General features: G+C 72.5%; 14 protein-coding genes and 1 pseudogene. 7 read left to right on the forward strand and 8 right to left on the reverse strand.

Features of this window, described 5'->3' with window-relative positions; all coding sequences use genetic code 11:
• Nucleotides 1-34: 34 nt before the first annotated feature.
• On the forward strand, nucleotides 35-2,926 hold the full coding sequence (gene uvrA / locus QUE47_RS13855) for an excinuclease ABC subunit UvrA (RefSeq protein WP_286217763.1): 2,892 nt from the start codon (nucleotides 35-37) through the stop codon (nucleotides 2,924-2,926).
• Nucleotides 2,927-3,043: 117 nt separating this feature from the next.
• Here the strand turns inward: uvrA and QUE47_RS13860 are convergent, their stop codons facing one another.
• The 8 genes and pseudogenes from QUE47_RS13860 to idi form a co-directional block, all read right to left on the reverse strand.
• On the reverse strand, nucleotides 3,044-3,538 hold the full coding sequence (locus tag QUE47_RS13860; RefSeq protein ID WP_286217764.1) for an OsmC family protein: 495 nt from the start codon (nucleotides 3,536-3,538) through the stop codon (nucleotides 3,044-3,046).
• Between the two features lie 122 nt (nucleotides 3,539-3,660).
• Nucleotides 3,661-4,977, reverse strand: coding sequence for a hydroxymethylglutaryl-CoA synthase (locus tag QUE47_RS13865; protein WP_286217765.1), 1,317 nt, complete (start codon nucleotides 4,975-4,977; stop codon nucleotides 3,661-3,663).
• Nucleotides 4,896-5,927: a hydroxymethylglutaryl-CoA reductase gene (locus QUE47_RS13870; RefSeq protein WP_286217766.1), complete on the reverse strand. Its 1,032-nt coding sequence runs from the start codon at nucleotides 5,925-5,927 to the stop codon at nucleotides 4,896-4,898. Before QUE47_RS13870 ends, QUE47_RS13865 begins: the two co-directional genes overlap by 82 nt.
• The gene (locus QUE47_RS13875; RefSeq protein ID WP_286217767.1) at nucleotides 5,924-7,150 is read right to left on the reverse strand and encodes a phosphomevalonate kinase; all 1,227 of its coding nucleotides are present in this window, start codon (nucleotides 7,148-7,150) and stop codon (nucleotides 5,924-5,926) included. The genes QUE47_RS13870 and QUE47_RS13875 overlap by 4 nt, the downstream gene beginning before the upstream one ends.
• A complete protein-coding gene (locus QUE47_RS13880; protein WP_286217768.1) occupies nucleotides 7,147-7,329 on the reverse strand; it encodes a hypothetical protein in 183 nt (60 codons plus the stop codon). Before QUE47_RS13880 ends, QUE47_RS13875 begins: the two co-directional genes overlap by 4 nt.
• A 104-nt stretch (nucleotides 7,330-7,433) precedes the next feature.
• Nucleotides 7,434-8,120, reverse strand: a pseudogene (gene mvaD, locus QUE47_RS13885) (diphosphomevalonate decarboxylase); the annotation flags it as partial.
• A complete protein-coding gene (mvk, locus tag QUE47_RS13890) occupies nucleotides 8,117-9,232 on the reverse strand; it encodes a mevalonate kinase (protein ID WP_286217769.1) in 1,116 nt (371 codons plus the stop codon). The pseudogene mvaD and the gene mvk, both read right to left, overlap by 4 nt.
• Nucleotides 9,222-9,797 (reverse strand): isopentenyl-diphosphate Delta-isomerase, encoded by a 576-nt coding sequence (gene idi, locus QUE47_RS13895; protein WP_286217770.1) that lies wholly within the window; start codon nucleotides 9,795-9,797, stop codon nucleotides 9,222-9,224. Before idi ends, mvk begins: the two co-directional genes overlap by 11 nt.
• Before the next feature lie 154 nt (nucleotides 9,798-9,951).
• On the opposite strand from idi, the gene uvrC reads away from it, so the two are divergent.
• The 6 genes from uvrC to QUE47_RS13925 all read left to right on the forward strand — a co-directional run bounded on the left by uvrC (nucleotide 9,952) and on the right by QUE47_RS13925 (nucleotide 17,641).
• Nucleotides 9,952-12,084 carry an excinuclease ABC subunit UvrC gene (uvrC, locus tag QUE47_RS13900; RefSeq protein ID WP_286217771.1) on the forward strand — a complete coding sequence of 711 codons (2,133 nt, stop codon included), beginning with the start codon at nucleotides 9,952-9,954 and terminating at the stop codon, nucleotides 12,082-12,084.
• Nucleotides 12,085-12,118: 34 nt separating this feature from the next.
• Nucleotides 12,119-13,018 carry an RNase adapter RapZ gene (rapZ, locus tag QUE47_RS13905; RefSeq protein ID WP_350227576.1) on the forward strand — a complete coding sequence of 300 codons (900 nt, stop codon included), beginning with the start codon at nucleotides 12,119-12,121 and terminating at the stop codon, nucleotides 13,016-13,018.
• A complete protein-coding gene (locus QUE47_RS13910) occupies nucleotides 13,015-13,980 on the forward strand; it encodes a gluconeogenesis factor YvcK family protein (protein ID WP_286217772.1) in 966 nt (321 codons plus the stop codon). The genes rapZ and QUE47_RS13910 overlap by 4 nt, the downstream gene beginning before the upstream one ends.
• 51 nt (nucleotides 13,981-14,031) lie before the next feature.
• Nucleotides 14,032-15,012, forward strand: a complete 981-nt coding sequence (gene whiA, locus QUE47_RS13915; RefSeq protein WP_286217773.1) for a DNA-binding protein WhiA — start codon at nucleotides 14,032-14,034, stop codon at nucleotides 15,010-15,012.
• A gap of 317 nt (nucleotides 15,013-15,329) precedes the next feature.
• Nucleotides 15,330-16,334: a type I glyceraldehyde-3-phosphate dehydrogenase gene (gap, locus tag QUE47_RS13920; protein ID WP_286217774.1), complete on the forward strand. Its 1,005-nt coding sequence runs from the start codon at nucleotides 15,330-15,332 to the stop codon at nucleotides 16,332-16,334.
• A 107-nt stretch (nucleotides 16,335-16,441) separates the two neighbouring features.
• Nucleotides 16,442-17,641 (forward strand): phosphoglycerate kinase, encoded by a 1,200-nt coding sequence (locus QUE47_RS13925; RefSeq protein ID WP_286217776.1) that lies wholly within the window; start codon nucleotides 16,442-16,444, stop codon nucleotides 17,639-17,641.
• Nucleotides 17,642-17,684: the final 43 nt, after the last annotated feature.

Here is a 17,684-nt window from a genome sequence, read left to right on the forward strand (position 1 = left end):
TGCGAGTGTCGGTGGAGGCCCGTACGATGCTCCGGTGGACAATCGCCTCGTCATCTCCGGCGCTCGAGAGCACAACCTGCGCGACGTCGACCTCGACCTTCCCCGCGACCGCCTCATCGTCTTCACCGGGCTCTCCGGCTCCGGCAAGTCGTCCCTCGCGTTCGACACGATCTTCGCCGAGGGCCAACGGCGCTACGTCGAGTCGCTCTCGGCGTACGCCCGCCAGTTCCTCGGGCAGATGGACAAGCCCGACGTCGACTTCATCGAGGGCCTGTCCCCGGCGGTCTCGATCGACCAGAAGTCGACGAACCGCAACCCGCGGTCGACGGTCGGGACCATCACCGAGGTCTACGACTACCTGCGCCTGCTGTACGCCCGTGCCGGGACCCAGCACTGCCCCGTCTGCGGTGAGCGGATCGTCGCGCAGACCCCGCAGCAGATCGTCGACAAGCTGCTCGAGCTCGAGGAGGGCACCCGCTACCAGGTGCTCGCCCCGGTCGTGCGCGGCCGCAAGGGAGAGTACGCGGAGCTGTTCGGCGAGCTCCAGGCGAAGGGCTTCTCGCGTGCCCGGGTCGACGGCGAGGTCGTGCAGCTCAGTACGCCGCCGACGCTCGAGAAGAAGCTCAAGCACGACATCGAGGTCGTCGTGGACCGCCTCGTCGCCAAGGACGGCGTGCAGCGCCGGCTCACCGACTCGGTGGAGACCGCCCTGGGTCTGGCCGGCGGGCTCGTGCTCGTCGAGCTCGTCGATGCCGACATCGACGACCTGTCGAGGGTCCGCAAGTTCTCCGAGAAGCGCTCGTGCCCCAACGACCACGAGCTCGCCCTCGACGAGATCGAACCGCGCACCTTCTCCTTCAACGCCCCCTACGGGGCGTGCCCGGAGTGCACGGGCATCGGGTTCCGGCTCGAGGTCGATCCCGACCTCGTGGTGCCCGACGACGAGAAGACGCTGCGCGAGGGCGCCGTCGTCCCCTGGGCGCAGATCAGCTCCGAGTACTTCGAGCGCGTCCTCACGGCGCTCGCCGACGATCTCGGCTTCTCGGTCGACGTCCCCTGGCGGGCCCTGCCCAAGCGGGCCAAGGACGCCGTCCTGCACGGCCAGAACCACGAGGTCCACGTCCGGTACAAGAACCGGTGGGGCCGCGAGCGTCAGTACTCGACGGGCTTCGAGGGTGTCATCGCGTTCCTCCAGCGGCGCCACACCGAGACCGAGTCGGAGTGGTCGAAGGAGAAGTACGAGGCCTACATGCGCGAGGTGCCGTGCCCCGTGTGCGACGGGACGCGCCTCAAGCCCGAGGTGCTCGCCGTGCGCGTCGGCGGCCGTTCCATCGCCGAGGTGTGCCGACTGTCGCTGCGCGAGGCGGGTGAGTTCCTCGGGGCGCTGGAGCTCGGCGCCCGGGAGCGCGCCATCGCGAACGAGGTGCTCAAGGAGATCAACGCGCGGCTGGGGTTCCTCCTCGACGTCGGCCTGGACTACCTGTCGCTCGAGCGCCCCGCCGGGACGCTCTCGGGCGGAGAGGCCCAGCGGATCCGGCTCGCGACGCAGATCGGCTCGGGGCTCGTGGGCGTGCTCTACGTGCTCGACGAGCCGAGCATCGGCCTGCACCAGCGCGACAACCGGCGCCTCATCGACACGCTGACGCGCCTGCGCGACCTCGGGAACACCCTCATCGTCGTCGAGCACGACGAGGACACGATCCGGACCGCCGACTGGATCGTCGACATCGGTCCCGGTGCCGGGGAGCACGGCGGTCACGTCGTCCACTCGGGCGACTACGCCGGCCTGCTCGAGGCGAGGGACTCGGTGACGGGCGCCTACCTCGCGGGACGTCGTCGGATCCCGATGCCCGCGCAGCGACGGGCCGTCGACCGCACGCGGCAGGTCAAGGTCATCGGTGCGAAGGAGCACAACCTCCAGGGGATCGACGTCTCGTTCCCGCTGGGCACGCTCACCGCCGTCACGGGCGTCTCCGGGTCGGGCAAGTCGACGCTCGTGAACTCGATCCTCTACACGGTCATGGCCAACGAGCTCAACGGTGCCCGCCAGGTCGCCGGCCGCCACCGCCGGGTGACGGGGCTCGACCAGCTCGACAAGGTCGTGCACGTGGACCAGGGGCCGATCGGCCGCACACCGCGCTCGAACCCCGCGACGTACACGGGGGTCTGGGACCACGTGCGCAAGATCTTCGCCGAGACCACCGAGGCGAAGGTGCGCGGGTACCTCCCGGGCCGCTTCTCGTTCAACGTCAAGGGCGGTCGCTGCGAGGCGTGCTCGGGCGACGGGACGATCAAGATCGAGATGAACTTCCTCCCGGACGTCTACGTGCCGTGCGAGGTCTGCCACGGGGCCCGGTACAACCGGGAGACCCTCGAGGTGCACTTCAAGGGCAAGACGGTGGCCGACGTCCTCGACATGCCCATCGAGGAGGCGGCGGAGTTCTTCGCCGCCGTGCCGGCGATCTCGCGCCACCTCAAGACGCTGACCGACGTCGGCCTCGGGTACGTGCGGCTCGGCCAGCCGGCACCGACGCTCTCCGGCGGCGAGGCCCAGCGGGTCAAGCTCGCGAGCGAGCTCCAGAAGCGCTCGACGGGGCGCACCGTCTACGTGCTCGACGAACCGACCACGGGCCTGCACTTCGAGGACATCCGCAAGCTGCTCGGGGTGCTGCAGTCGCTCGCCGACAAGGGCAACACGGTGATCGTCATCGAGCACAACCTCGACGTCATCAAGAACGCGGACTGGGTGATCGACATGGGCCCCGAGGGCGGTTCCGGGGGCGGGACCGTCGTCGCCGAGGGCACCCCAGAGCACGTGGCCACCGTCCCCGAGAGCCACACGGGACGCTTCCTCGCCGAGTCGCTGCGCGAGCTCGAGGTCACGCCCGAGACCGACACGAAGGTCGAGGCGAAGACCGGCGCGTAGGCAGTGCGAGCCGGCGACAGGCGGAGCGAAGGCCGGCACGACGGTGGAGACAAGGCCCGCGCCGAGTGTCGGCGCGGGCGGGACGTCTTCGCCGGCGCCGCCTGAGGCGTCCGCGCGTCAGCTGCCGATGCGCGCCGGCGCGGGCCGGTGCAGCACGGGGAAGCTGACCGAGCGTGCGAGGAAGCAGTGGTCGTGCGCCCGACGGTGCAGAGAGGCCAGGGTCGCGTCGGGCTCCAGGGCGTCAGCGCTCGCGCCGTCGACGACGACCTTCGGTCGCAGCGTCACGTCCGTGAACTGTCCTGCCCCGGCCGACTCGACGCGCATCGTGCCGGACACGAGGTCGGAGTAGCCGCGCACCACGACGCCCGCCGCAGACGCGACGTGCAGGAACCACAGCATGTGGCACTGCGCGATGCTCGCGACGAAGAGCTCCTCGGGGCTGTACCTCGACGCGTCGCCGCGGAACGCGGGGTCCGCGGAACCGAGGATCGTCGGCCGACCGGTGAACTCGATCTCGTGATCGCGGCCGTACGTCGCGTAGCCGCGCGTACCGTGCTCGCCCGCGCCCGTCCAGCGGACCGTCCCCGCGTACTCGTGCTGCGCTCCGACCATGTGTCGCAGGCTAGCGGCCCGGCGCCGACCGCGCCCGGGCGAGGGGACGACACGGTCGGTCGGCGCCGCCGGCAGACGGCGTCGGCCGACCGCTCAGGCCTCCGACGGCGTCGGTCGACCGCTCAGGCCTCCGACGCCGGCGCGTAGATCCGCTTGTGTCCCTCGACGCCCACGAAGCGGAACGGTCCGCTCGTCTCGACCGGGTTGGTCCGGTCCGGGGCCGAGCTGTCGTGGTCCCGGTGCAGCTCGAGGTAGCGCTCGTCGGTGACCGGCGTCCTCGCGTCGAGCAGAGCGCGGGTCTCGGCCGCCCGGGTGGCGTCGCGGTAGCCCGGGCGCAGGACGGCGGAGAACACCTCGCACACCGCCCCGGACCCGTAGCTGACCATGGCGATGCGGTCGCCGTCGGCGAGCGACCCGTCGTCGAGGATCGCCGCGAGCGCGAGGTAGAGCGACGCGGTGTAGCTGTTCCCCACGCGCCGGTTGTACGTCGTCGACGTGGCGATCTGGGCGTCGACCTCGTCGCGGTCCAGGCGCGTCCGTGCGGCCTTCGCCAGGTGCCGGTGCGCCTTGGTCGCCATCCGGGTGAAGGGCTGGTGGTACGCGAACGCCGCGACGTCGTCGAACGCTGCGCCGCCGCGCGCGACGTAGTCGGTCCACGCGCCGTCCGCCGCCCTCAGGTAGGCCTCCACGGACGCCTTGCCGTCGACCAGCGCGGTGCTCCGGTGGTTGGGTCGCCAGAAGTCCATGACGTCCTCGGTGTGGACCCCGGTGACCGGCTCGATCTCGAGCAGCGCAGGGTCGGCCGTGACGAGCATGGCGACCGCTGCGGCGCCCTGGGTGGCCTCGGCCGACGACCCGACGTCGTAGCGGGCGACGTCGCTCGTGATGACCAGGACCTTCTCGCTCGGGTCACGGGCGACCAGCGCGGCGGCCATCTGCAGCGCGGCCGTGCCGGAGTAGCAGGCCTGCTTCAGCTCGACGACGCGTGCCGTCACCGGCAGGTCGAGCAGCCGGTGCACGAACACCCCGGCGGCCTTCGACTGGTCGATCCCCGACTCGGTGGCGAACAGCACCGTCCGCAGGCCGACGGTCCCGTGCCTCTCGACGATCGGCTGCGCGGCGGCGGCCGCGAGCGTGACGATGTCCTCGTCGGGTGCCAGCACGCTCATCTCGTCCTGGCCGAGCCCGACGTGGTACTTGCCGGGGTCGACGCCGTGCCGGGCGGCGAGCTCGTCGAGCCCGATGACGTGGCTGCCGGTCGCGACCGAGAGGTCGTGGATACCGACGGGGTGGTTGCTCAGCGTTCTCTCCTCGTTCCGACCGCAGGACTCCTGCGGTCCTGCGGTCCTGCGGTCGTTCAGCGCTCGAACTTGACGTGTGCGGCCATGAGCTCGCCCGGGTTCGTCTGGGCTGCGAGCAGCGAGAGCTCTCCGCACCATACGGAAGCCGCGGCGAGTGCCGCGAGTCGCCGCGCGTTGGCGCCCGGCTCGCGGTCCTCCCGACAGCCGAGCCGGTCCAGGTTCTCCTCGACGAAACCGAGCCCCTTGCCGTTGCCCACCGACCCGACGATGACGTTGGGCAGCGTGCACGAGAACTCGAGGTCGCCGTCGCGCACCTCGGCCTGCGTGATGCCCTGGGAGCCCTCGACGATGTTGGCGGCGTCCTGGCCGGTGGCGAGGTAGTACGCCAGGAGCATGTTCGCGTAGTGGGCGTTCGCGGACCGCAGCCCGCCGGCCAGGATGGTGCCCACGAGGTTCTTGCGCGTGTTGAGCCGGGCGATCGCCTCGGGGGTCGAGCGCAGCTGCTTCTCGACGACGGCGCGCGGGATCCGCATCTGGGTCACGACGTTCTTGCCGCGCCCGAGGATCCCGTTGACGGCCGTGGCCTTCTTGTCGGAGCAGTAGTTGCCCGAGATGGACTCGTACGCGAGGTCGGGCCACGTCTCGAGCATCCAGCCCATGAGGCGGTCGGACGCGAGGGTCGCCATGTTGTGCCCGGAGGCGTCCCCGGTGCTGAACTCGAAGCGGACGAACAGCAGGTCGCCCGCGATCTGGTGGTGGACGTCGATCAGGCGGGCGAAGCGGCTGGTCGACGAGACCACCTCGCGGGCCTCGTGCATGCGGTCGGCCAGCTCGAGCGAGACGCGCAGGGCGTGCTCGGCCCCCGTGGTCTCGAAGAGCACGGAGCGGCTCATCCGCTCGTCGACGACCGTGGTGCGCAGCCCGTCGTCGACGAGGCGGGTGATCCGCGCGCCGCGGCGCACCGACGGCCACAGCGGGGACTCGTACGTCGCGAGCGGGACCTCGATCTCGCCGGTGACGGCGTTGCCGGAGACTCGGATCGGTCCTACCCAGCGCAGGGGCACCGGGGCGGTGGGCGTCTCGGTCATCGGTTCTCCTCGGCGGTGGTCGGTGCGGGTGTCGCGCCCTTCGCGGTGGTGCTGCTCGGCGCGGTCGTGCTGTTCGTCGTCGTGGCGCCCGCCGTCGCGAGCGTGAGGGGCTCGATCCCGGCAGCGCGCCACGCGTGGAGCATCGGGCCCAGGTCCTGACCGGCGGGGGTGAGCGCGATGCCGCAGTCCCCGCCTCCGGCACCCGACGACTTCCCGGCCCCCGAGGCGAGGGCCGCGGCGTCGGCGAGCGCCTCGAGCTCCGGTGTCTCGATCGCGACGCCGGCCGAGGCACCGTACCCGCGCAGGGCGTCACGCGCCTCGCGGGTGGCGCGGATCGCCCCTGAGGTGTCGTCGTCGGTGAGCGCCGCGGCGAGCGCGTCGGCGGCGGCGTCGCTGCGGGCTCCGAACTCGTCCTGCAGCGCGGGGTCGGTGCGTGCCAGTGCGCGGGCCACGAGCGTCCGGCTGGAGGCGGGGGTCCCGGTCCAGCCCACCGAGAGCTCGATCGTGCTCGCGAGCGGGAGCCGGACGACCTCCAGCCCGGGCCACTCCATGTCGAGCGCGGCGGCGCGGTGGACCTCGAGGAGGTGCGCGACCCGCGCGCGGTCGGGGGCGCGGTAGTGGACCCGACCGCCGTAGGTCGCCGCCGCGAGGTCGCCGCCGGAGCCCGAGACGTCGTGCCTGACCTGGGCTGCCAGCGCCAGCCGCAGCACGGCGTCGTCGTCGGTCGCCAGGCCGTACAGCTGGCCGAGCGCGCGGACGACGGCGACCGTCACCGCGGCGCTCGACCCCAGGCCGAGCTTGCGCCCGTCGACGGCGTCGAGCTCGCTGCGGATGCTCAGGTGGTGCCCGACCAGCGTGCGACCGTGGGCGGCCGCGACCTGCTCGACGGCGGCGATCGCGCTCAGGACGGGCAGGGCGGCAGGGACGTCCCGCTCGGTGACGAGGCCGTGCTCCGCGCCGGGGAGCGGCGTGCCCGCCGGACGATCCGCACTCCCGTGCGGGCGTCCGCGACCCGTGTCCCTCGCACGGTCCCACCGCAACGTCCCGCCGATGACGGCGGACCTGATGGAGCCAGTGTCGGAACCGTCGTCGGAACGGTCGTCGGTGACGACCTCCACGGTCACGTACCGGTCGACGGCGGTCAGAACGGCCGTGCCGCCCTGCCGCAGCACCCCGTACTCGCCTGCGAGGTAGAGCTTGCCGGGTGCGCGTGCGGTGATCACAGCGCCGCGACCCGTGCGTCGGGGCCGGGGCCCGCGACGATGAGCCGGGTGACGCCGTCCTGCTCGCCCAGCGCGCGCGAGACCTCGTCGCGGTCGGCGCGGGGGCACAGCACCTTGACGTTCGGGCCCGCGTCCATCGTGGCCCACGCCCGCAGGCCCGAGGCGCGCAGCTCGCGCACGGCGTGCAGGATCCGGACGGTGGCCGGGCTCCAGTAGAGGACCGGGGGACGGCGCCCAGCATCGTCGCGTGCATCCGCAGGGCGTTGTTCTCGGCGATCTCGCCGAGCCGCACGACGTCACCGGCCCGCACCGCGTCGCGGGCCGCGTCGAGGTCCTTGGGGTTCTGCTCGGCCCACGCCGGGTAGAACGGGGAGGTCTCGACGGTCCGCCGCATCGCCTCGCGGCTCGAGACGGACTTGGGGCCGGCCTCGAGGACTGCCACGACGAGGGCCGGGTCGAGGTCGGGGGCCGGGACGGGCTCGGCGTACGACGAGTCGTCGTCGGTGCCCGCGTGCCACTCGACGACGCCGCCGAACACCGACCGCGACGCCGACCCGGAGCCGCGGCGGGCGATCCGCGACAGGCTGCGCCGGTCGAGGTCGAGCCCGTATGCGCCGGCGGCGGCGAGGGCCAGCGCGGCGAAGCCCGAGGCCGAGGACGCGAGGCCGGCACCGGTCGGGATCTCGTTGCGGGTGTCGACGCGGGCTGCTCCGGTGCGCCCGGCCGTGCGGCGCACGAGGTCGAGGAAGCGCACGACGCGGTCCTTCGCGACGCCGTCGACCTCCCGGCCGTCGAGGACGACGACGTCGCCGGGCGCGTCCAGGTCGGTCGTGACGGTCGTCGTCGTCGGGCACACGTCGAGCGTGAGGGAGAGGGATCCCGTCACCGGCAGGACCAGGTCCTCGTCGCGCTTGCCCCAGTACTTGACGAGGGCGATGTTGGGGTGCGCGACGGCGGTCGTCGCGCTCATGACGCACGCCCTCGGTCGGGCGCGGCGCCGGAGGCGGCGGGCGGGAGCACCCAGCTCCCGACGGCCCCGGCGGACTCCAGGGCGTCGACGATCCGGTCGGCGTCCTCGGGGGTCGGGGCGAGCGCGAGGACGCACCCGCCCTGCCCGCCACCGGTCAGCTTCGCGCCCAGGGCTCCGGCACCGACCGCCGCCTCGACGAGCCTGTCGAGGGCCGGGTGGCCGGCGCCGAGCTCGCTGAGCATGTCGTGCGCCGCGGTCATGCGGCCGCCGAGCGCCTCCCGGCGGTCCTGCGCGAGGTCCTCGGCCCCGGCGAGGGTGAGCGACTCGAGTCGGTCGAGGAGGACGCTGCCGCGGTGCGGCGAGCGCTCGACGAACGCCGCGACGTCCGCCACCGCCTCACGGGTGGTGCCCCGGACGCCCGTGTCGGCGACGACGAGGCTCGTGCCGAGGGCGACCGGCAGCGGCGTCGATCGGCCGGCGCGGAAGAGCAGGGCGCCCGAAGCGCGGGTCGCGCGTGCGTCCAGTCCGCTCGGGCGGCCGTGGGCGACGCGCTCGGCGACCTGGACGAGGTCGAACCGGCCTTCCTCGTCGAGCTCGGAGCCGTGCAGCTTCACCAGGGCGTCGACGATCGCGTGCGCGGCCGCGGCGGACGCGCCGAGGCCGCGGCCGACGGGGATGCCGGTGCGGACGGCCAGGTCGACGCCTGCCGGGCTGCAGCCGAGGTGCTCGGAGGTCGCGCGCGCCGCGGTCACGAGCGGGCCCAGCACGTCGGGGGCCCGGTCGAGGGGGCCGGCGTACTCCTCGGTGCGCAGCGTCGCCGCGCCGGTGGTCCGGGTGGCGACGACCGTGACGCGCAGGTGGGGGAGCGCCAGGGCGATCGCGGGCCGGCCGTGGACGACGGCGTGCTCCCCGAGGAGGATCACCTTGGCGTGGGCGGAGCCGGTCGCCTGCTCCCCGTCGGCCGCGGGGCCGGACGGCGCGGCACCGGTCACGACGGGCAGGGCAGCGGACGACGTGGCGGACGACGTCCCGGCCCGTCCGTTCTCGCCCTCGCCGTCGCCCGCGCCCTGACCGCGCGTCCCGGACCCGGCGCGCGAGCTGTCAGTGATCACGGGAGACACTGGCGAATGACGGGAAACGGGACGAGACGGCCGGCAGAGCGGTATCCCAGACGTGGTCGAACCAGGCCGTCAGCCCGTGCTCGGCGCGGACGGCGGCGAGCCCGTCGGCGTCGACGAGACGGACCGAGTCCACCTCGTCCGGGTTGAGGGCGAGCGGACCGTCCGTGCGGGCGACGAAGACGTGGTTGAACTCGTGCTCGGCCAGCCCGGTCCGCTCGTCGAGGACCTGGTAGCGCACGGTGCCGACCTCTTCGAGGTCGGCGAGGGCCAGACCGAGCTCGTCGGACGCGCGGCGGCGGACGGCGTCCGCGGGAGCCTCCCCGGCGAACGGGTGCCCGCAGGCGGTGTTGGTCCACACCAGCGGTGAGTGGTACTTCACGGCTGCGCGGCGCTGGAGCAGCAGGCGACCGCCGTCGAAGGCGAAGAGCGAGAAGGCTCGGTGGAGCGTGCCGGGCGCGGCGTGCGCCGCGAGCTTCTCCATCTCGCCGGTCGCGGTCCCGTCCGGGTCGACGGTCTCCACGAGGATCGGCGGGCTCTGGCTCACGTCGCTGGTCACTTCCCCGTCGGTCGGCTGCGCACGCAGGACACGTGCCCGTCGAGGGTACTCGCCCGGAACCCTCCCCGGGGTGCCGAACCGCCAGGTGTGGCGGGGCGCACGCCCCGGCACGGACGGCGCACGGGTGTCGGTCGTGCGACGTACCCTCTGACGCATGGCCGATCCAGCGACCTACCGTCCGCGTGCGGGCGAGATCCCCACCTCGCCCGGCGTGTACCGGTTCCGCGACGAGCACGGCCGGGTCGTGTACGTGGGTAAGGCGAAGAACCTGCGCGCGCGGCTGTCGAGCTACTTCCAGGACGTCGCCAACCTCCACCAGCGCACCCGCACGATGGTCACGACCGCCGCGTCCGTCGAGTGGACGGTCGTGGGCACCGAGGTCGAGGCACTGACCCTCGAGTACACCTGGATCAAGGAGTTCGACCCGCGGTTCAACGTCAAGTACCGCGACGACAAGTCGTACCCCTACCTCGCGGTGACGCTGGGGGAGAGGTTCCCGCGCGCCCAGGTCATGCGTGGCAAGAAGCGACCGGGGACCCGGTACTTCGGGCCCTACGGCCAGGCGTGGGCCATCCGGGAGACGCTCGACCTGCTGCTTCGGGTGTTCCCGGTCCGGACCTGCTCGCCAGGGGTGTTCCGGCGCGCGGAGCAGTCCGGGCGGCCCTGCCTGCTGGGCTACATCGACAAGTGTTCGGCGCCCTGCGTCGGCCGCGTCGACGAGGACGAGCACCGCGCGATCGCCGAGGACTTCTGCGCCTTCATGGCCGGCGACACCGCGCGGTTCGTGCGCAGGCTCGAGGAGCGCATGCGCGACGCCGCGGCCGCGACGGAGTACGAGCAGGCGGCACGGCTGCGCGACGACATCGATGCGCTCCGGCGCGCCACCGAGAAGAACGCCGTCGTGCTCACGGACGGCACGGACGCCGACGTCTTCGCGCTCGCCGGCGACGAGCTCGAGGCCGCCGTGCAGGTGTTCCACGTCCGCGGCGGTCGCATCCGCGGCCAGCGCGGCTGGATCGTCGAGAAGGTCGAGGACCTGTCCGACGCCGAGCTGGTGGAGCACCTGCTGCAGCAGGTCTACGGGGCGGCCGAAGAGCTCGATGCCGCACCGCCCGAGGGTCCGACGGGGGACGACGGCGCCGTCCCGCCGCGCCACGGCCGCGGTGCCGGGCGCGCGGATCAGCAGGTGGTCCCGCGCGAGGTCCTCGTGCCCGTGCTGCCGCCCGACCCGGACCAGGTCGCCACGTGGCTGCGCGGGCTGCGTGGCTCGCGCGTCGACGTCCGCGTCCCGCAGCGCGGGGACAAGCGAGAGCTCGCCGCGACCGTGCGGAACAACGCGGAGCACGCGCTCGTGCTGCACCGCACCCGTCGGGCGGGCGACCTGACGACGCGCAGCCGCGCGCTGAGCGAGATCCGCGAGGCCCTCGACCTCGGCTCGGCGCCCCTGCGCATCGAGTGCTACGACATCTCGACGACACAGGGCACGAACCAGGTCGCGTCGATGGTCGTCTTCGAGGACGGCGCGGCCCGCAAGGGCGAGTACCGGCACTTCGCGATCCGCGGCGCCGACGGCGACGGCGCCCGGGACGACACCGAGGCGATGCACGAGGTCATCACGCGGCGCTTCCGCCGGTACCTCGTCGAGCGTGCCGGGTCACCCGACCCGGACGCGCTCGCGGGCGACGCGGTGACGGGTGACTCCGACGGGGATGTCGACGGTGCCGCGGACGGAGCCGCTGGTGCGGGTGCCGGTGCGAGCGTGCCGCGACCGACCTCGGGCGAGGTCGGCCCGGAGCTCCCCGAGCGTCGGTCGCGGTTCGCGTACCCACCGAACCTCGTCGTGGTCGACGGCGGCCCGCCGCAGGTCGCGGCGGCGCAGCGCGCCCTCACCGAGCTCGGGGTGCAGGACGTCGCGCTGTGCGGCCTGGCGAAACGGCTCGAGGAGGTGTGGCTCCCGGACGATCCGTACCCCGTGATCCTGCCCCGCTCGTCCGAGGGCCTGTACCTCATGCAGCGGATCCGCGACGAGGCCCACCGCTTCGCGATCACCTACCACCGTTCGAAGCGGGGCAAGGGCATGACGGTCTCCGTCCTCGACGGCGTCGCCGGGCTCGGGCCGACCCGGCAGACCGCGCTGCTCAAGCACTTCGGTTCGGTCAAACGGCTCCGCGCGGCGACCGCTGAGGAGATCGCCGAGGTCAAGGGCGTGGGGGAGCGGACCGCGCGCGCCGTGGTCGAGGCGCTCGCGGGCGACGCGGGGACACCTGCTGGCATGCTGGGTCCATGACGAGCGAGCCCGACCCGATCACCGTCCCGACGGGGTGCCGGCCGCCGAGGCGGCAGCGTCGACCCCACACCCCACGGTCCGCGAGGTCTTCGTGATCACCGGGATGTCCGGTGCGGGTCGGTCGCGCGCCGCCGCGGTCGTGGAGGACCTCGGCTGGTACGTCGTCGACAACCTGCCGCCCCGCATGCTGATCCCGCTCGTCGACATGATGACGCGGTCGGCGTCGACGCTCGACCGCGTCTGCGCTGTCGTCGACGTGCGCGGCGGCGAGTTCTTCGACGACCTGCTCGAGGTGCTCGAACACCTGCAGCAGTCCGGCGTGGAGCACCGCGTGCTCTTCCTGGACGCCGACGACACGGTCCTGGTCCGGCGGTTCGAGCAGGTCCGCAGGCCGCACCCGCTGCAGGGGGACGGCCGGATCCTCGACGGGATCGGCGCCGAGCGCCGGCTGCTCGACGCGATCCGAGAACGCGCCGACACCGTGATCGACACGTCGTCCCTGAACGTGCACGACCTCGCGCGCGAGGTCCGGGACGCCGTCACGTGGGGCGCGGCGGACGACCTGCACGTGAACGTCGTGTCCTTCGGGTTCAAGTACGGGATCCCGATCGACGCCGACCACGTGATCGACATGCGCTTCCTCGCCAACCCGTACTGGGTGACCGAGCTCCGGCACCTGACCGGCAGGGACGCGCCGGTCCGCGACTACGTCCTCGGCCTGCCCGGAGCGGTGACCTTCCTCGAGCGCTACGTCCACGCGCTCGAACCCGTCCTCGCCGGCTACCTCGACGAGGAGAAGCGCTACGTGACGATCGCCGTCGGCTGCACGGGCGGCAAGCACCGGTCCGTGGCGACCAGCGAAGAGCTCGGCGCGCGCCTGCGTGACGCCGGGTACCGCGTCACCGTGACGGCACGCGACCTGGGGAAGGAATGAGGCCGCCCGGGTCCCCGGTCGTCGTCGCGCTCGGTGGCGGGCACGGCCTCGCGGCGAGCCTGTCCGCGCTGCGGCTGATGAGCGACCGCATCACCGCGATCGTGACGGTGGCCGACGACGGCGGGTCGTCCGGCAGGCTCCGCGACGAGCTCGACGTCCTGCCACCCGGCGACCTGCGCATGGCGCTCGCAGCGCTGTGCGACGACTCGGACTGGGGTCGCACGTGGCGCGACGTGCTCCAGCACCGCTTCACGTCGTCGGGGGACCTCGACCAGCACGCCGTGGGGAACCTGCTGATCGTCACGCTCTGGGAGCTGCTCGACGACCCGGTCGCCGGGCTCGACTGGGTGGGCAGGCTGCTCAACGCGCGCGGTCGGGTCCTCCCGATGTCGTCGGTGCCGCTGCGGATCGAGGCCGACATCCAGACCGAGTCCGGTCTGCGCACCATCCAGGGCCAGAGCAAGGTCGGTTCCCACCCAGGACGCATCGAGAAGCTGCGGCTGATCCCTGACGACCCGCCGGCGTGCCACGAGGCCGTGGAGGCCATCCACACCGCGGAGTGGGTCGTGCTCGGCCCGGGCAGCTGGTTCTCGTCGGTGCTCCCGCACCTGCTCGTGCCCGAGATCTCCGACGCGCTGCACCGGACCAGGGCCCGGCGGTGCGTCACGCTGAACCTCGAGAGCGACGACATCGAGAGCGAAGGGCTCACGGCGACGGACCACCTGCAGGTGCTGCGCAACCACGCACCGGACCTTCGGATCGACGCGGTCGTCGCCGACCCGACGTCCGTCGAGGACGTCTCGACGCTCGCCGACGTGACCGCCGAGCTCGGCGCCAAGCTGCTGCTGCGCCAGGTCCGGCGGGGCGACGGGACACCGCGCCACGACCCGCTCCGTCTCGCGGCCGCCTACCGGGACGTGTTCGAGGGCGTGATCGCGGACGTGCCCGACCGGGCCCGCTGACGCGCCGGGAGCGGTGCACGTCGTCGGCGGGCGGGTGGCAGGATGGTCGCCATGGCGCTCACGGCACAGGTCAAGGACGAGATCGCTCGGGTCAAGGTCGACAAGACGTCGTGCCGGCGCGCCGAGGTCTCGGCGACCCTGCGCTTCTCCGGTGGGCTGCACATCATCTCGGGACGCATCGTGGTCGAGTCCGAGCTCGACACGGAGCTCGCGGCCAAGCGCCTGCGGATCGCGATCAGCGAGCTCTACGGGCACGTCAGCGACCTGATCGTCGTGTCGGCCGGCGGGCTCCGTCGCAGCAACCGCTACGTGGTCCGGGTCGTGCGCGACGGCGAGTCCCTGGCACGCCAGACGGGCCTGCTCGACGCCCGTGGGCGTCCGGTGCGCGGGCTGCCGCCGCAGGTCGTGTCGGCGGGCGTCGCGGAGTCGGAGGCCGCGTGGCGCGGGGCGTTCCTCGCGCACGGTTCGCTGACCGAGCCCGGTCGGGCGTCTGCGCTCGAGGTCACCTGCCCGGGCCCGGAGGCCGCGCTGGCGCTCGTCGGTGCCGCACGACGCCTCGGTGTCACCGCGAAGGCCCGCGAGGTCCGGGGAGTCGACCGCGTCGTGATCCGGGACGGCGACTCGATCCACGCCATGCTCGTGCGCCTCGGCGCGGACGCCTCGGTGCAGGTCTGGGAGGCTCGACGGCAGCGGCGCGAGGTGCGGGGCACGGCGAACCGGCTCGCGAACTTCGACGACGCCAACCTGCGCAGGTCCGCCCGCGCCGCGGTCGCCTCCGGGGCGCGCGTCGAGCGGGCCTTCGAGATCCTGGGGGACGACGTCCCGGACCACCTGCTCCAGGCGGGGCGGCTGCGGCTCGAGCACAAGGAGGCCTCCCTGGAGGAGCTCGGGCACCTCGCCGAGCCCACGCTGACCAAGGACGCCGTCGCCGGTCGCATCCGGCGGCTCCTCGCGACGGCCGACAAGCGGGCGGCCGAGCTCGGGGTCCCGGACACCGAGGCGGGGCTCGGCCCCGACGACATCGACGGCTGAGGCTGCGGACCGGCTCCGGGTGCTTCGCGCGGGACCACGTGTCTCACGAGGTGAGGTGGTGCCTCGCCAAGGTCACCGGGAGGTATAGGGTTCGAGGTATCTGGTCAAGCGTCGGGGGACGAGATTCCTCGTCCCGACCGTCGTTCCGGTGCGGGCCTCTTTCCGGGGGCATGCTTGCCGGAGTTGGGCCATCCTTGGTGTCGTCAGGTGACGGCGTCGGTTGCTCGAATGGCCAGCCACAACGTACGCCGTCGTACGTATTCGTTCGGAATCTACCGTTCGCGTCGGCCACACCGGCGTGGGCTTTGGAGGGTACTGTGACCATCCGCGTCGGCATCAACGGCTTTGGCCGTATCGGCCGCAACTTCTTCCGCGCGATCATCGCGTCGGGGGCCGACATCGAGATCGTGGGGGTCAACGACCTCACGGACAACAAGACGCTCGCGCACCTGCTGAAGTACGACACCGTCCTGGGTCGTTTCCCGAAGACGGTCGACTTCGACGAGTCGTCGATCATCGTCGACGGCACGGCGATCCGCGCCCTCGAGGAGCGCGACCCCGCGAACCTCCCGTGGGCCGAGCTCGGCGCCGACATCGTCATCGAGTCCACCGGCTTCTTCACGGACGCCACCAAGGCGAAGGCCCACCTCGAGGCCGGCGCGAAGAAGGTCATCATCTCGGCCCCGGCCAAGAACGAGGACGCAACGTTCGTCATGGGCGTCAACGACGACCAGTACGACGCCGCCGCGCACAACATCATCTCGAACGCGTCGTGCACCACGAACTGCCTCGCGCCGCTCGCGAAGGCGCTCAACGACTCGATCGGCATCGAGCGCGGTCTCATGACCACGATCCACGCGTACACCGGTGACCAGAACCTCCAGGACGGTCCGCACAAGGACCTGCGTCGTGCCCGCGCGGCCGCGCAGAACATCGTCCCCACCACGACGGGTGCCGCCAAGGCCGTGGCCCTCGTGCTCCCGGAGCTCAAGGGCAAGCTCGACGGCTACGCGCTCCGCGTGCCGACGATCACCGGCTCGGCGACCGACCTCACGTTCGAGGCGGGCAAGGAGACCACCGTCGAGGAGGTCAACGCTGCGGTGAAGGCCGCCGCCGACGGCCCCCTCAAGGGCATCCTGTCGTACGTCGAGGACGACATCGTGTCCTCGGACATCGTGACCGACCCGCACCAGAGCATCTTCGACTCCAAGCTCACGAAGGTCATGGGCAACCAGGTCAAGGTCGTCTCCTGGTACGACAACGAGTGGGGCTACTCGAACAGCCTCGTCGCGCTGACCACCAAGGTTGGCAACGCGCTCTGATCGTCCCCACGGACGGTTGAGACCCATGCGTCCGCGCACCCGACCGGCCATCCGGCCCGTCGGGTGCGCGGACGTTGTCATGTGACGACGACTTGGAGAAGAACAGCATGAAGAACCTCGACGACCTGGGCGACCTGCGCGGCAAGCGCGTCCTCGTCCGCTCCGACTTCAACGTCCCGCTGGACGGCACGACGATCACCGACGACGGGCGCATCCGCGCCGCGCTGCCCACGCTCTCCCGGCTCGTCGCCGCGGGTGCGAAGGTCGTCGTCACCGCGCACCTCGGGCGCCCCAAGGGCACGCCCGACGCGAAGTACTCGCTCGCCCCGGTCGCGGCTCGTCTCGGTGAGCTCCTCGGTGCGAACGTCACCCTCGCCGAGGACCTCGTCGGGGACTCGGCGCGCGCCACGGTCGCGGGTCTCGCGGACGGCGAGGTGGCGCTCCTCGAGAACGTGCGCTTCGACGCGCGCGAGACCTCGAAGGTGGAGGCGGAGCGTCAGGAGCTCGCGGGCGAGCTCGCGTCGCTCGCCGACGTCTTCGTCTCGGACGGGTTCGGTGTCGTCCACCGCAAGCAGGCGTCGGTCTACGACGTCGCGCAGATCCTGCCCGCCGCCTCCGGCGCGCTCGTGCTCAAGGAGGTCGACGCGCTCAGCCGCGCCACGACCGACCCTGCCCGGCCCTACGTCGTCGTCCTCGGCGGCTCGAAGGTCTCCGACAAGCTCGGTGTCATCGCGAACCTCCTCGAGAAGGCCGACAAGGTCCTCGTCGGTGGAGGCATGGTCTTCACGTTCCTCGCCGCGCAGGGCCACTCCGTGGGCAGCTCGCTGCTCGAGGAGGACCAGATCGAGACCGTCAAGGGCTACCTCGCAACGGCGGCCGAGAAGGGCGTCGAGATCGTCCTCCCGACCGACATCGTGGCTGCGTCGGCCTTCGCGGCCGACGCCGACCACCAGGTCGTCGCGGCCGACGCGATCCCTGACGGGACGATGGGCCTCGACATCGGTCCCGAGTCGGGTGCCGCCTTCGCGCAGATCATCACCGAGGCGAAGACCGTCGTCTGGAACGGCCCGATGGGCGTGTTCGAGTTCGACGCGTTCTCCGCCGGCACCCGGGCCGTGGCCCAGGGGCTCGTCGACTGCACTGCGGCCGGCGGCTTCTCGATCGTCGGTGGCGGCGACTCGGCCGCAGCCGTCCGGATCCTCGGGTTCGACGAGGCCGGCTTCAGCCACATCTCCACCGGTGGCGGCGCCAGCCTCGAGCTGCTCGAGGGCAAGGAGCTCCCGGGGCTCGCCGTCCTCGCGGACTGACCCCCGGCCTGTGCCCGGCAGACCTCGCCGGGCACAGGCCACC

The sequence above is a fragment of the Paraoerskovia sediminicola genome (genome assembly GCF_030296575.1).
Taxonomy (GTDB): Bacteria; Actinomycetota; Actinomycetes; order Actinomycetales; family Cellulomonadaceae; genus Paraoerskovia; species Paraoerskovia sediminicola.